Below are 12,954 nucleotides of genomic sequence, written 5' to 3' on the forward strand. Positions count from 1 at the left end.
AAGGTATAAGGGCAAATGAAAGCAACGTGTTTGTAGTGTTGTAGTGATGGACAGCCCGCAATGCCCCTTTACCGGCTCGAGAACTCGCTGCGCTCAGACACACTCGCCGATAAACACGCATTGCAGGCCCGTCTTTGCAGTGAATATTTTTACCAAGACCAATGAAAAGGAAACTTGTTAAATAAAGGGGCTAAGAAGGACTAATATCAAAATAATGTATAACGAAGAATCTCATACCAAATATGCTGGTTATCGTTAGCCTAACGCCCGTCTTTGGTTTGTCTCAATGCGCGAGGGTGTCTGAGCGCAGCGAGTTTTCGAGTGCGTTTAGGGAAACCAAGACGCGGCGGTAGAACAGGAAAGGTATCAAGAAAAAGGGTTTGGGTTAGGTTCTTACTTCCAGGTGTCATACCAGTGTTGATAATTATCGAGTTGGCTTTGTTCAGGGAAGCGTTGCTCATGCCAGAGTAATTCGGTGATTTTCGCTAAGCAGCGAGCTAAATCTAATTCATCTTCATCTGGTTTGAAGGTTGCTATTAATTGTTGCCATTGGGGTTCATCTAGTGAAAACCCTTGCGAAATAAAGGCAAGATCAATTAACGGGTCGCCAAGAGCTGCGTATTCCCAATCCAGTAAGTTTAACGATTGTTCTGTTTCGATAATGTTATCGGGGTGAAGGTCAAAGTGACAAAGCACTGGATTTGCCGGAAGGCGATAACGTTCGAACTGTTGCTCTAGCAGTTGTCTCCAATCTTGATTGGCATAAAAAGACGGTGCCTGTAAATGTCGAATTTCTTGTCGGATATCCATCGCGGCGTGTTGTTGGATTTGCGAGCAGGGCACCGTATGGAGTTCTTTGACTAGTTGAATGAGTCGCTCCAAATTTTGGTCTTTTTCAAGATTGAATCGATCTCCTTGAATCCATTTGCTTAAACAGAGGTCATTGTCGATATAAACAATGTTAGGGCTCCACGAATAATTTTGAATAGCCATTAAAATGTCGCATTCTTTTTGACGATTAATCCCTAAGGCTGCCGAGTAGGGATTGTTGATGCGTAACGCCCAAGATTTCAGTTCGCTGTCTAATCGATACACGCTATTTGTTAGACTATGACTGATTCGATGAATTTTAAGGTTTACACCGGTGAAGCAGGCGATCGACTCTAGGTGTTTTCTAAGTGTCATATAAATCTTTTTTGTTCCTTGAAACGTAGGTAAACTATGACTCGTTCTTGCCGGGGTGCCAAGCAACGTTTTTATTATTAGACGTGTGGCTGAGACTGACCCGTTGAACCTGACCCAGTTAATACTGGCGTAGGGAGCAGACAGGCTGTATTTTCCAGCCCCTCTCTTTTTTATTCATTATATTGGATGAATAAAAACGCCGGTATCAATAATCTAATTGATACAGGAAATATTATGAAGCTGTTATTTAAACCTTTCTTATTGTCTTTGCTACTGGCATCGTTTAGCCAAGCACAAACTCTAACCGTTTATACTTATCAATCTTTTACTAGCGAATGGGGTCCAGGCCCACAAATTGAGACTCTATTTGAAGCTCAGTGTGATTGTGATGTCGAATTTATTGGTTTAGAAGATGGGGTATCACTGTTAAATCGATTACGTTTAGAAGGCCAGCAGACCAGCGCCGATATTGTATTGGGTTTAGACGATGCACTTATTGAAGAGACAAAAGCATTAAATTTGTTACAAGCGCACGGCATGACCTTTGAAAACTTAGACCTTCCGTATGCATTTAATGACGACCAATTTGTTCCATACGATTACGGCCATTTTGCTTTTATTTATGATGACCAAAAAGTTACTGACGTACCCAGCTCACTAAAAGAATTAGTTGAAGACTCTGAGCTAAGCATTATTTATCAGGATCCTCGTACCAGTACACCAGGCCAAGGTTTAATGCTTTGGGTTAAAGCTGTTTATGGTGATGAAAGTGCACAAGCATGGCAGCAACTTAAAGAAAAAACCGTCACAGTCACTCCAGGTTGGAGCGAAGCATATAGCCTGTTCTTAGAAGGTAAAAGTGATTTAGTTTTAAGTTATGTGACATCGCCTGCGTATCACATGACTTGGGATGAAACCGAACAATATAAAGCGGCTGAATTCTCAGAAGGGCATTACGTACAAATCGAAATGGCTGCAGCACTTAAAACCAGTAAAGAGCCAGAACTTGCGAAATCATTTTTACAATTTTTGATCAGTACAGAAGCACAAGCTGTTTTAGCCAGCACAAACTGGATGCAGCCTGTACTTAAAGATGCAGAAACACCGGCCGCGTTTGACAAGCTAATCACACCAAAAACAATCTATACGCCAAGCAGTACGGTTTATAAAAATCGTAAGCAGTGGCTACGGGAATGGCGTTCATCGGCTAGCTAAGTCATGACTTTGTTAGCAAGATTGACCACGGGTTTTTTATGCCTAACGTTAATGCTTTGTGGTGCTGGTCTTTACCTGCACCCAGGCATTGGCAGCCCGTGGCTGCAGTATTTTGATTCATGGCTAGTCTCGATCGTCCAATTTTCTATCTGGCAGGCTTTTTTATCTGCATTTTTTTCTGTGTTGATTGCGACTCCTATTGCATGGTTTCTTTCTCGGCAGGCTTTTCGCTTTCAGTGGGTGTTAAAGAGTCTGTTCAATTTATTTTTTATCATGCCGACACTGATTATTATTTTAGCTGTTGTCGCTGCCTACTCTGATTGGATTAATGTTTTTAGCTTAAAAGGCATTTTAATCGCTCATCTTTATATTAACGGCCCCTTTGCTATCCGGTTAATTTGGCAATCACTTGAAAATATTTCTCAAGAAAAATACCAGCTCGGACGGTCGATTGGCTTTAATCAAAAGCAACAATTTTATTGGATTGAGTTACCTGTTTTGTTACAGGCTATAAAACCTGTATTTCTGCTAATTTTCATTTTTTGCTTTAGTAGTTTTACCATTGTTTTAACACTTGGCGGCGGCCCTGCAAATACCAATTTAGAGGTTGCGGTTTATCAGGCGCTAAAACTTGATTTCGACCCAAAAGCAGCGGTTCTTTATGCGTTGATTCATTTTTTGTCGACAGCATCGATCATCTTATTACTCGGTAAAAGAGCGTCATTTAAAATGGAGTATGAACGGCTTGTTAAGCATATAAAGCCAAGTTCAAACCATATGCAGCGGCTGATCATCGGCGTGCTGTTATTGGTCTTGTTGTATCCTGTGACCTCTCTAGTTGCTCAAGCATTTTCTGAGCCGTGGATTGGTTCCTCTCGGTTGTTAGCTGCGTTGACTACCAGTTTTGTGATCGCATTATTCAGCGCCATGCTCAGTATTCTGTTGTCTTTAGGCCGAGCTTTTAGTCAGCAGCGTCGGCTTAATTTACTGTTAGATTATGGCTTGAACATTTTGCCCGTTATGGTGATTACCACAGGGTTGTTCTTATTGGTTTTAAAGTTAGGCATTGCTTTTAAAGTGACGCACCTGTTGATTATTTGGGTCAACGCGCTGATGACCATGCCGTTGCTCGTTCCGATGTTGCGTAATCGAGTCAATGTGTATCAGCAGCGTTATGCCGTTATTGCCACAGCTATTGGCATGCCGTTAGCCACCCAATTTAAGTATATATATTGGCCTGCCATTCGCGGCCAGATACCTTGGAGCGTTGCACTAGCCATGGTGTTGTCGGTGGGCGACTTGGGCGTTAGCGCTATGGTTGGCTCGGTGAATTTTGTCACATTACCTATTTTGATTTATCAGGCGATGGGAAGTTACCAAATGATCTTGGCGTCACAGCTGACGTTGTTGTTATTGGTTATCTGTGCGCTGATTTTATTAGCCGCTGAATGGCTTGGAGAGAGAAAAGCGCATGTTAAAGGTCGATAAACTGACAATCCAACGAGATGCTCAATCGTTTTGTTGGGATTTCCAATTAGCCGAAGGTGAATTATTGGCGGTAGTCGGTCAAAGTGGCGTCGGTAAAAGTACCTTAATTTCGGCATTGCTCGGCTTTCAGTTGCCGTCTTCTGGTGATCTAAGTTGGCATGGTCAACCCTTGACTCAATTATCCGTTGCACAAAGGCCGTTTGGCGTTTTGTTTCAGCAAGATAATATCTTTGAGCATTTAAGTGTTTATCAGAATATCGCCTTTGGCTTGCAAACGCATGGCAAACTAAACGCTGTTGAAAAGCAACAGCTGTTGTCAGCTGCCGAACGTTTCAACCTAAGTTCGTTACTTAAAAAACGGGCCAGTGATTTATCTGGCGGAGAACAACAAAGAGTTGCCTTGGCTCGTGTGTTTTTGCAGAACAAACCCATTCTATTATTGGATGAACCGTTTTCTTCTCTAGATCCGTCGTTGCGTGAAGAGGGTATGGGCTGGGTGCAAGATATGCGCAAAGAGCAAAATTCAGCTGTGATACTGGTGACGCACCACCTCTCAGAGATAGAGCATAAAGTCTCGGCAGTTTTGCATGGACACAGTGCTGATTCATGGCTATTTACAAGACTCTGCTAACTTATCATGATGTATCAGTTAACAGGTTTCGCGACTAGCTCTCTTGCTAGGCGTATTAATTTTTAAGGCGATTTTATGATTAATGTACAGCACGGTAACCAAGGGATTGCTATTCAGGTTGTGACCGAACGTCACTATGACGATTGGCTCGATGATCAGCAACTACAAACTAAAAACTGGCTAACCTTCAGTGGTTTTAAAACACCAGGATACAGCCTGATACCGAATAGTGAAGGTGAGTCGTCCTTTGTTTTGGTGGTTGTTAAAGATACACAAGAAGCGTCGATTTGGAACTTTGCGAACTTGGCGGTTGCATTGCCTGCCGGCGATTATTGTTTCTCTGGCTCGCCATCGCAACAGGCAAACTTTGCTCTCGGTTGGGCATTAGCGCAATATCAGTTCGACCGTTATCTGAAATCTGATAACGAGCAAGCCGTACTGTACATTGAAAATCAATCCTCTTATCAGCAAGTGCAAGATCAAGCCGAAGCGGTGTTTTTAACCCGAAATCTTATCAATACGCCAGCTGCGGATATGATGCCCGAACATTTATCGCAACAGATGCAAACGCTGGCCGAACAATACGATGCAGAATTTGACGAGCTGGTTGGAGAGCAATTACTGGAGCAAAATTACCCAACAATTCATATGGTCGGTCGTGCTTCTGTTCACGATCCTCGATTATTGCAATTGCATTGGGGCGATGAAGATGCTCCTAAGCTAACGCTTGTTGGCAAGGGTATTTGTTTTGACAGTGGCGGCTTAGATCTTAAACCAGCCTCGGGCATGCGTTTAATGAAAAAAGATATGGGCGGTGCCGCGCATGTTTTAGGCTTAGCAAAGTTAATTATGGCCGCTGAGTTACCGGTTCGGCTCAGAGTGATCGTCGCAGCGGCTGAAAATGCGGTGAGCGGCAATGCTTTTCGCCCTGGTGATATCGTAAAAACACGCAAGGGTTTGACGGTCGAAATTGACAACACCGATGCAGAAGGGCGTTTAGTGTTGTGCGACGCTTTAGCCGAAGCCAGCGATGAGAACCCAGACTTGATCATCGATTTCGCTACCTTAACCGGTGCCGCCCGCGTTGCTTTAGGCTTAGAGGTTCCTGGTTTTTACTCAACGGATGATGCCTTCTCTGAGCAGTTACGTGTTGGCGCGATTCAGGCAGAAGACAGTATTTGGCAATTGCCGTTACATCAGGGCTACGCCGACTACATGAAAGGTTCGATCTCTGATCTGGTGAATGCTTCTCCTACACCTTACGGCGGCTCGATTACCGCGGCTTTGTTTTTACAGCATTTTGTTGCCAGCGATAATTGGGTGCATTTTGATGTTGGCGCATGGAATGATCGTGCCCGACCAGGTCGTCCAAAAGGTGGTGAAGCCATGGGTGTTAGGGCGGTTTTTAATGCGCTAGAGGCACGTTACTGCTAAGTGCCGTGCCACATCTGTCAGAGCATCACCGACGCAAACCAGTCAAGCATTGTCTGATTCGAAGGTTTCATCATCGAGTCCGGCAATGTCATTGACAGAACTTCCAGTGTTAGACATTGGGCAAAAAATATCGACCAATAGCGATCAATCTGACTACTTATCTGCGAAATGTCGACTAAACTTATTTGACTTTGAAGATCCTTGGTAACCCGATGTCCAGAATGATTCAAAAATATCTCAATCTAGCAAATCTTGTTAAATTCCTGATCTATCTGTTTATTGCAGTCATAATTATGGGGCTGTTGTTTATGGGTTCTCGTGGCGCCAGCGCGCCAGCACAGAGCAGCTCTACTCATAACCCGTTCATCCAGCTAGATCATCAATTTATGCGTCTTGGATTATTGCAGTCGGTACCTACGTCAGTAACAGATTCTGAGGAAATCGACCGATTTGCAGAGGTTGAGCGGTTACTCGCAGACATTCAGCGTATGGAGCTCGAGTCTAAAGTTCCGAGCACCCTATTTGTAAACTTCTCTGACTCGGTACAAAATCTTGTTGATGAATGGCAATTGTCCGAGATCAATGGTCGCGTGCTGATACGGCCGGATTATTTAGTCGCTTATTTTGTTGCTCAAACACAGCTGATAACAGCCTTAGAACAGGATCTTATTAGTCGCCCAACTGCGATTGAAACCTGGCTAGCCAACCACCAACAAAAGATCACGGTGTTTCTGATTAGCCTGTTTGTTATAACCTGCTTATTGGTGCTGTTTATCTATCGTTCTATTCAGTCGCGCAGTCAATTACTTGAGTCCATTCTTAAATCTCATCCAGATTATATCAGTGTTAAAAACTATAGCGGTCGCACCGTATACTCAAATCATCATGGTCGTAAGGCGATACAAGGCGCAACAACGGTCAGTGAGCAGGCCGATTATCAATGTTGGTTACGTCAGCAACGTAAAACCGAGGCTGGCAATTTCGACAAAGAACAGCAGATTATGCGTCAGCAAGAACCCGAGCAAAATTATGAAGATTGTGTTGATGATAAAACCGGTAAGGTAAGCCATTCCTTGCTGACTCGCATTCCGTTTCGAGGCTCAGATAACTACTTATACTTGACGACCATTTATCAGAATGTCACTGATGTCGTATCGCTGAAGAATGAAACAGAACGTAATGCTCGTCGTCTAGAAAGTATTTTTGAAGTATCGAATGAAGGCTTGTGGGAGTGGAACGTTCGGACGAATGAAGTCGGCTATGACGCTCAGTGGGAAAAAATCACTGGCGTTTTTGCCTCTGAAAATCACTTTGAGGCATTTGATCGATGCATTCATGACGAAGATCGAGAAAAGGTTCACGCTCAATTAGCGGCGTTACTCGAACGTAATGAACCATTCAATTTAAAGTATCGAGTTCATCGATCAGATGGCGAAATGATTTGGATCTGGGATCGCGGAAAGATAGCCGAGTTTGATGAAAACAATAAACCTCTGCTGGTTGTCGGCATTATGCAGGACATCACCCAAGAGAAAATTAACCAAGATAAAATAGAGCGTTTGGCGTTTTTTGATCCACTAACCGAGTTGCCTAATCGAGCATTATTTAAGCAGCGCTTAAATCAGTCGATTGAATTGCATGCTCAAAAACACCACTACGGCGCAGTACTGCTTATCAATCTAGATCGCTTTAAATTAGTGAACGACACATACGATCATCAGGTGGGTGATGAACTCTTGATCGAAGTTGCACAGCGAATTAAGCGACAATTACGAGCTGAAGATACTGTCGCTCGTTTTGGTGGTGATGAATTTGCGGTTGTCTTGCAGCATTTAAGTGCCGACGAAAAAACTGCCAAAGCGCAAGCACTTGCAATGGCCGAGGTTATAAATGACGCCTTAACGGAAGTGTACTATTTGCCTTATGAAGAAGGTAAAACTCATGTCGAGCACTTTATCTCCAACAGCATTGGTGGTGTGGTTTATAACTCTAAACAGTTTAGTGTTAACAGCTTAGTGCAGATGGCTGATGTAGCGTTAACAAAAGCACAGCAACACGAAATGGACAGCAGCGTCATTGTGGGTGCAGAAATTCAACAGTCGCTTAACTTTGAACAGGATATGAAGCGCGAACTGCGCAGTTCGATTATTGACAATCGATTTATTGCTTATTATCAACCTAAGCACGACAGCGACCAAAATATTGTCGGAGCCGAAGCACTAGCGCGTTGGCTGCATCCGAACAGAGGTGTGGTGTTACCAGAAGTGTTTATGAAGGTGGCTGAGCAGACCAATTTAATTGCCGCCGTTGGTGACATCATGTTGAAGCAGGTTTGTGAGCAATTACAACGTTGGCAACAACAAAGTCATACTAAGCACTTAAGCTTGTCGGTTAACGTCAGTGCTAAGCAGCTTCGGCAAAAAGACTTTGTCGATCATTTTGCCGCAACGATTGGTGCTTATAGTATTGATCCTTCATTATTAACATTAGAAGTTTCAGAGATCGGGTTAAGTGATGACATTGAATCGATCGTTGAAAAGCTTCATCGCCTCAAACAGCAGGGTGTTCGTCTATGTTTAGATGATTTCGGTGCGGGTTATGCGTCATTGAATTATTTAAAAGAGCTACCAGTTGATGAAATCAAAATTGATCGCAGCATTATTGAGCAACTGTATTATTCCGAGAAGTCGGTGGCACTGATTAAGTCTGCGTTACACTTGGGGCAGAATTTCCAATTGACCGTTATTGCAGAAGGTGTTGAAAATCTAGAGCAGCGAAATCAGCTAATTCAATTAGGTTGCCAGTATTTTCAAGGTTTTCATTACAGTGAAGCCGTGTCTATTACGGAGTATGAGCAACTGCTCTCACAATAATGCTTAAATGCTTATCGTTTTTTAACTAGTTAATAGTTAATAGCCTTATAAATAGCTAACTAACTAACTAACTAAATAAATAAATAACGAAATGATAAAGTAACGAAATAACTAACTAAAGTAGATAGACCGCGAGGCATTAAAGGCCGTCGCGGTTTTTTTTGATTTAAATTTAACCAGTCGTTAACGGCTTGCCACCAACTGCCGAGCATCTCTTTTAGCCAGCCATGCCAAAAAGCCAAAGGCTGGAAGGTTCATAAATAGGCCGTACATGAGTGGTACAAACGCCAACTCAGGTGTATGTAATATTGCCAGTGCCACCATCATGGCGGTGCCAGCATTTTGTACGCCGACCTCAATCGCAATGGTGCGTCGTTGTTGTTGGTTAAGATTAGCGCGTGCGGCAATGCCAAAAGCAATGATCAGCGAGCCAGTGGCGAGCAGTAATACGGCCAAGCTGTTTAGACTGAATAGCGCCTGTACTACGTTCAGATTCGTTGCCATTAATGCAAATACAATGGCGATCATTGCGCCCGTTGCGATGCGTCGAACTATCGGTTGGACGCTGTTTGACCAAGAAGGCGCCATGCGCCGAATGATCATGCCGGTTGATACCGGTACAAGGGTTACTAACGCCAGTTGTTTCATTAGAGTTATTAAAGGTACCGCAAAGGTCGTTGCGCTATCCGCTGTTACAGCAAGGTAGCTGTAAAATGCTAAGGGTAAAATTATTGGCGAAAGTAAGCTGGTTAAGCCTGTGAGTGTCACGCTTAAGGCAATGTCACCGCGCGCTAAAAAAGAAAACAGATTCGATGTTGCACCGCCAGGGCAAAGTGAGACTAAAAATAATCCTGCTGCTGCCATAGGTGATAGTGGCACAAGTGTGATGATGGCTAGAGCCAGTAACGGTAGAAAGGCGATCTGCAAAAGCAAACCTAACAGCACGGCTCTAGGCTGTAGAATAATGCGTTGAAAATCTTTTACGCTTAGGCCAAGGCCCATCGCAAGCATGATGGCAGCGAGAACCACGGGCAGTAAAATTTGAGAAACGAATAGCGACATACGTACTTCCTTACTGTCGATGCAATGAATTTAAGATTAGATGCATGAGCGAGCTTAACGCATAAATCAAGGCTAACGATTGATTTGGCTTTGCGTATTGATAAGTATCTAACTAGATCCACTTTTGCACTGGTGCTTTACTCGTAATTTCTTTACATTTGGCGCACTTTTTTCTGACCGACAAATACTCCTTTATGAATTCGACTCATGCTTGGTGGCTTGCCGCTCGCCCTAAAACTCTGCCCGCCTCGGTTAGCCCGGTCATTTTAGGTTCTGCGCTGGCGTATTTTCATGGCCAGTTTGACGTATGGCTATTATTGCTGGCGTTGATTTGCGCTGTGGCGTTGCAGGTGGCGGTGAATTTTGCCAACGATTATTTTGATCACGCCTCTGGGGTCGATACCGAACATCGGCTGGGCCCTGTGCGCGCCAGTCAGAGCGGGATGGTTTCTGCCGCCGCAATGAAAAGGGCGCTGGCGTTGGTTTGTAGTATTGCGTTGCTCTCGGGCTTAGCGCTTTGCTGGTTATCGTCTTGGGCGTTAGTGTGGTTTGGTATTGCAGCGATGGTCGCCGTCTTTATATACAGTGGCGGGCCTTGGCCATTGGCGTCTCATGGTTTAGGAGAGGTGACTGTTTTTTTATTTTTTGGTTGGCTTGCGGTTGGCGGTAGTTACTTTGCACACAGCCAAGCGATAGGTAGCCTTGTTTTAGGCTTTGCCTCGGTAGCCGGGCTGATCAGTGCTGCCATTATGCTGGTCAATAATATACGTGATATTCCAACCGATAAGGTGGCAGGCAAATACACTTTGGCAGTGATGCTTAGCGAAGCTCGTGCGCGTATGCTTTATCGATATTTGCTCTGGTTTGTGATTGGCCTACATTTAGCGCTTGTCTCCTTATTAGGCATTGTCCTTATATTGCCGTTGCTCTTGTGCGCGCCGTTGTTTCGTCGGCTGTTTCAGCTGTCGTATCAATCTCAAGGTCAGGAGTTGAATGCGCTGTTGGCGCAGACGGCTAAAACCGAATTGGTTTATTGCCTATTAACCAGTCTATGTCTAGTTCTACTACCAACGTTGCCGTAGTTAGGTGGCTTTAGCCCTCTGTGAGCTCCTGCTATTTGAATTGTCATTGAGCTATTTGAATTGTCATTGAATAGTCACATTCGATTAGGTGACAGTGACGTGTCACCTCTAAATACCGTCAACGGTATGTCTATACTTTGAAGCTAAAGTTAGTAGCAAATCAAAAATATTACCCAGCCAGAGTTTTTTAGCAGAAGTCTGCTAGCTTTTACGTAAAAAAATCCCTTATCAGCTTGCTATGACGGTTTTATTAAAAAGCGCCAGTTATTGGTGCTGAGCCCAGTAAACAAGCGCCTTTGCGGTGCGTTTTTGGCTTTGGTAATAGTCGTAATAGCTAATGATTCTGAGAAAAATTGTCAATAGTTCCCGTTTTCTTACCTCGTTTACAATAAATTGACAAACTGACGAATAAATATAAAACGGTATTGAAAAAAAGCCCTATGTTGTTGATTTTTTAGACAATTATCCGCTTTATCGTCTTAAAACTGACATATTAGGGCTTTTTTTTTCTAAAAAAAATCAAGTGATCGCCTCAAAATAACGACAAAAAGGTTCTTTCTTTACCTTAAGATTACAGTTTGAAGTAAAACGAAAGTTGAAAAGCATTGTTGCAAAAGTTTTGTGGTGGTAGATTGGCTTCGCTTTCGATTTAACTCGGCTACAACTTTTTGGGAAGCCGTATAAGAGTTAGATACTTACTATCAACCAAAAAATGGTGAAATCACTATGAAAAAACTAGCACTTTCTGTTGCGGTATCTTCTATCGCACTTGCTGCTGTAGCTGCTCAAGCAGGTACTGTTTATGAAAAAGATGGCTTGTCTTTAGATATTTCTGGTCAGATTGCTTTTGAAGCAGTTAGTAATACAAGTACTGATGTTAACGCATTCAAAACTGACGATCTTAACCTTTTCATTGAACCAAGCCTTGCTCTAGAGAGTGGTACTGTATTCGGTTACTTCGATATTGAAGCGGCTTCACCTACTGAGTTTAATACTATTGATGAAGATAGTGGTGATACGGTAGAGACCTCTGCAAACCTTCTTCAATTAGATGATGAATACTACCTAGGTTACCAAACTGGTGCTTTAACTGTTAAGTTCGGTAATGTTTATGCTGCTTCTGATGATTTCTGGTTCACTAACGAATTAGATTCAGATGTTGCTATTCAAATTCCTGACAACATTTCTGACGAAACGTTGAAAGTTTCTTACGCTGCTGATGCATTCACAGTAATCGGTTCTTACGATTTCTCTGACGCTGAAGATGCAACAGCTTACGCTGTATTCGCTTCTTATGACGTTGCTGGCGCTACCATTGCTGGTACTTATGAGTCTATCGAAGACGCAGAAACTGCTTACGGTGTTGCTGTTGCTTACAGCATGGACGCAATCGGTGTTGCTGCTCAATACTCTGCTGAAACTGAAGGTGAAACTTCTGGTATCGATCTAACTGCAAGCTATAGCATATCTTCTGAGCTATCAGTAGCTGGTGGTTACGGTATGGCTGATGAAGTAAATACATACTACGTTAACACTTGGTATGACCTAGGTGCTTTAGACTTCTACGGTGAAGTTTATGGTAACGATGCTGACGATTCTGAAATCGGTTACGTTTTCGGTGTTGATCTAGACTTCTAAGTCGAATAGTTAATCTAACCACTTAATGCTTTTAATTAAGCTGGTTAATTAACACAAAGGTGGCTCAGTATTTATTACTGGGCCATTTTTTTTTGTTAAACATTCACTTATTTATTTGCTCCCTAGCTTTCTGCTCTTTCTCTTTCTCAGCCCTAGGCACAACTGCTTTTTAAAGCGAGCTTTTGGCAGAGAAACCACTATTTTATTGTCGTGCAATTATTTGAGTGTCGAGTCCGCGTTTGTCGGCGTTTTATAAGCCTTAATTTGGTCATTTTTTTATAACCCTACTGGAATAATGACGGGTTTGCTGCTACGCGTTGCGTCAGTTAAATAGTTATTTTTGGCT

Annotated in this window: 9 protein-coding genes and 1 riboswitch; of the genes, 7 read left to right on the forward strand and 2 right to left on the reverse strand. The window is 43.1% G+C overall.

Annotated features, from left to right (window positions below; translation table 11 throughout):
- Window positions 1-393: 393 nt before the first annotated feature.
- Window positions 394-1,185, reverse strand: coding sequence for a phosphotransferase (locus FME95_RS00005; protein WP_147711775.1), 792 nt, complete (start codon window positions 1,183-1,185; stop codon window positions 394-396).
- A gap of 41 nt (window positions 1,186-1,226) precedes the next feature.
- Window positions 1,227-1,338, forward strand: a riboswitch (TPP riboswitch).
- A gap of 81 nt (window positions 1,339-1,419) precedes the next feature.
- On the opposite strand from FME95_RS00005, the gene thiB reads away from it, so the two are divergent.
- The 5 genes from thiB (at window position 1,420) to FME95_RS00030 (ending at window position 8,826) form a co-directional block, all read left to right on the forward strand.
- Window positions 1,420-2,400 carry a thiamine ABC transporter substrate binding subunit gene (gene thiB, locus FME95_RS00010; RefSeq protein WP_147711777.1) on the forward strand — a complete coding sequence of 327 codons (981 nt, stop codon included), beginning with the start codon at window positions 1,420-1,422 and terminating at the stop codon, window positions 2,398-2,400.
- Window positions 2,401-2,403: 3 nt separating this feature from the next.
- Entirely contained in the window at window positions 2,404-3,888 is a 1,485-nt protein-coding gene (locus tag FME95_RS00015) for an ABC transporter permease subunit (protein ID WP_147711779.1), read from the forward strand.
- The gene (locus tag FME95_RS00020; protein WP_147711781.1) at window positions 3,872-4,519 is read left to right on the forward strand and encodes a thiamine ABC transporter ATP-binding protein; all 648 of its coding nucleotides are present in this window, start codon (window positions 3,872-3,874) and stop codon (window positions 4,517-4,519) included. Before FME95_RS00015 ends, FME95_RS00020 begins: the two co-directional genes overlap by 17 nt.
- 75 nt (window positions 4,520-4,594) lie before the next feature.
- On the forward strand, window positions 4,595-5,953 hold the full coding sequence (locus tag FME95_RS00025; protein ID WP_147711784.1) for a leucyl aminopeptidase family protein: 1,359 nt from the start codon (window positions 4,595-4,597) through the stop codon (window positions 5,951-5,953).
- 212 nt (window positions 5,954-6,165) lie between these two features.
- A complete protein-coding gene (locus FME95_RS00030; protein WP_147711787.1) occupies window positions 6,166-8,826 on the forward strand; it encodes a putative bifunctional diguanylate cyclase/phosphodiesterase in 2,661 nt (886 codons plus the stop codon).
- A 183-nt stretch (window positions 8,827-9,009) separates the two neighbouring features.
- Here the strand turns inward: FME95_RS00030 and FME95_RS00035 are convergent, their stop codons facing one another.
- On the reverse strand, window positions 9,010-9,888 hold the full coding sequence (locus FME95_RS00035; protein ID WP_147711790.1) for a bile acid:sodium symporter family protein: 879 nt from the start codon (window positions 9,886-9,888) through the stop codon (window positions 9,010-9,012).
- Between the two features lie 194 nt (window positions 9,889-10,082).
- Here FME95_RS00035 and FME95_RS00040 point away from each other — a divergent pair, with 194 nt between their 5' ends.
- Together FME95_RS00040 and FME95_RS00045 are read left to right on the forward strand one after the other, a co-directional pair.
- Window positions 10,083-10,970 (forward strand): 1,4-dihydroxy-2-naphthoate polyprenyltransferase, encoded by an 888-nt coding sequence (locus tag FME95_RS00040; protein ID WP_147711793.1) that lies wholly within the window; start codon window positions 10,083-10,085, stop codon window positions 10,968-10,970.
- Between the two features lie 726 nt (window positions 10,971-11,696).
- Window positions 11,697-12,608, forward strand: coding sequence for a porin (locus tag FME95_RS00045; protein WP_147711796.1), 912 nt, complete (start codon window positions 11,697-11,699; stop codon window positions 12,606-12,608).
- Window positions 12,609-12,954 lie beyond the last annotated feature (346 nt).

Source organism: Reinekea thalattae, from assembly GCF_008041945.1.
In the GTDB taxonomy this organism is placed as follows: Bacteria; Pseudomonadota; Gammaproteobacteria; order Pseudomonadales; family Natronospirillaceae; genus Reinekea; species Reinekea thalattae.

Excerpts from the sequence above, each read along its gene's own strand:
- FME95_RS00005 (WP_147711775.1), bottom strand. The coding sequence starts at position 1,185 with ATGACACTTAGAAAACACCTAGAGTCGATCGCCTGCTTCACCGGTGTA.
- thiB (WP_147711777.1), top strand. The coding sequence starts at position 1,420 with ATGAAGCTGTTATTTAAACCTTTCTTATTGTCTTTGCTACTGGCATCG.
- FME95_RS00015 (WP_147711779.1), top strand. The coding sequence starts at position 2,404 with ATGACTTTGTTAGCAAGATTGACCACGGGTTTTTTATGCCTAACGTTA.
- FME95_RS00020 (WP_147711781.1), top strand. The coding sequence starts at position 3,872 with ATGTTAAAGGTCGATAAACTGACAATCCAACGAGATGCTCAATCGTTT.
- FME95_RS00025 (WP_147711784.1), top strand. The coding sequence starts at position 4,595 with ATGATTAATGTACAGCACGGTAACCAAGGGATTGCTATTCAGGTTGTG.
- FME95_RS00030 (WP_147711787.1), top strand. The coding sequence starts at position 6,166 with ATGTCCAGAATGATTCAAAAATATCTCAATCTAGCAAATCTTGTTAAA.
- FME95_RS00035 (WP_147711790.1), bottom strand. The coding sequence starts at position 9,888 with ATGTCGCTATTCGTTTCTCAAATTTTACTGCCCGTGGTTCTCGCTGCC.
- FME95_RS00040 (WP_147711793.1), top strand. The coding sequence starts at position 10,083 with ATGAATTCGACTCATGCTTGGTGGCTTGCCGCTCGCCCTAAAACTCTG.
- FME95_RS00045 (WP_147711796.1), top strand. The coding sequence starts at position 11,697 with ATGAAAAAACTAGCACTTTCTGTTGCGGTATCTTCTATCGCACTTGCT.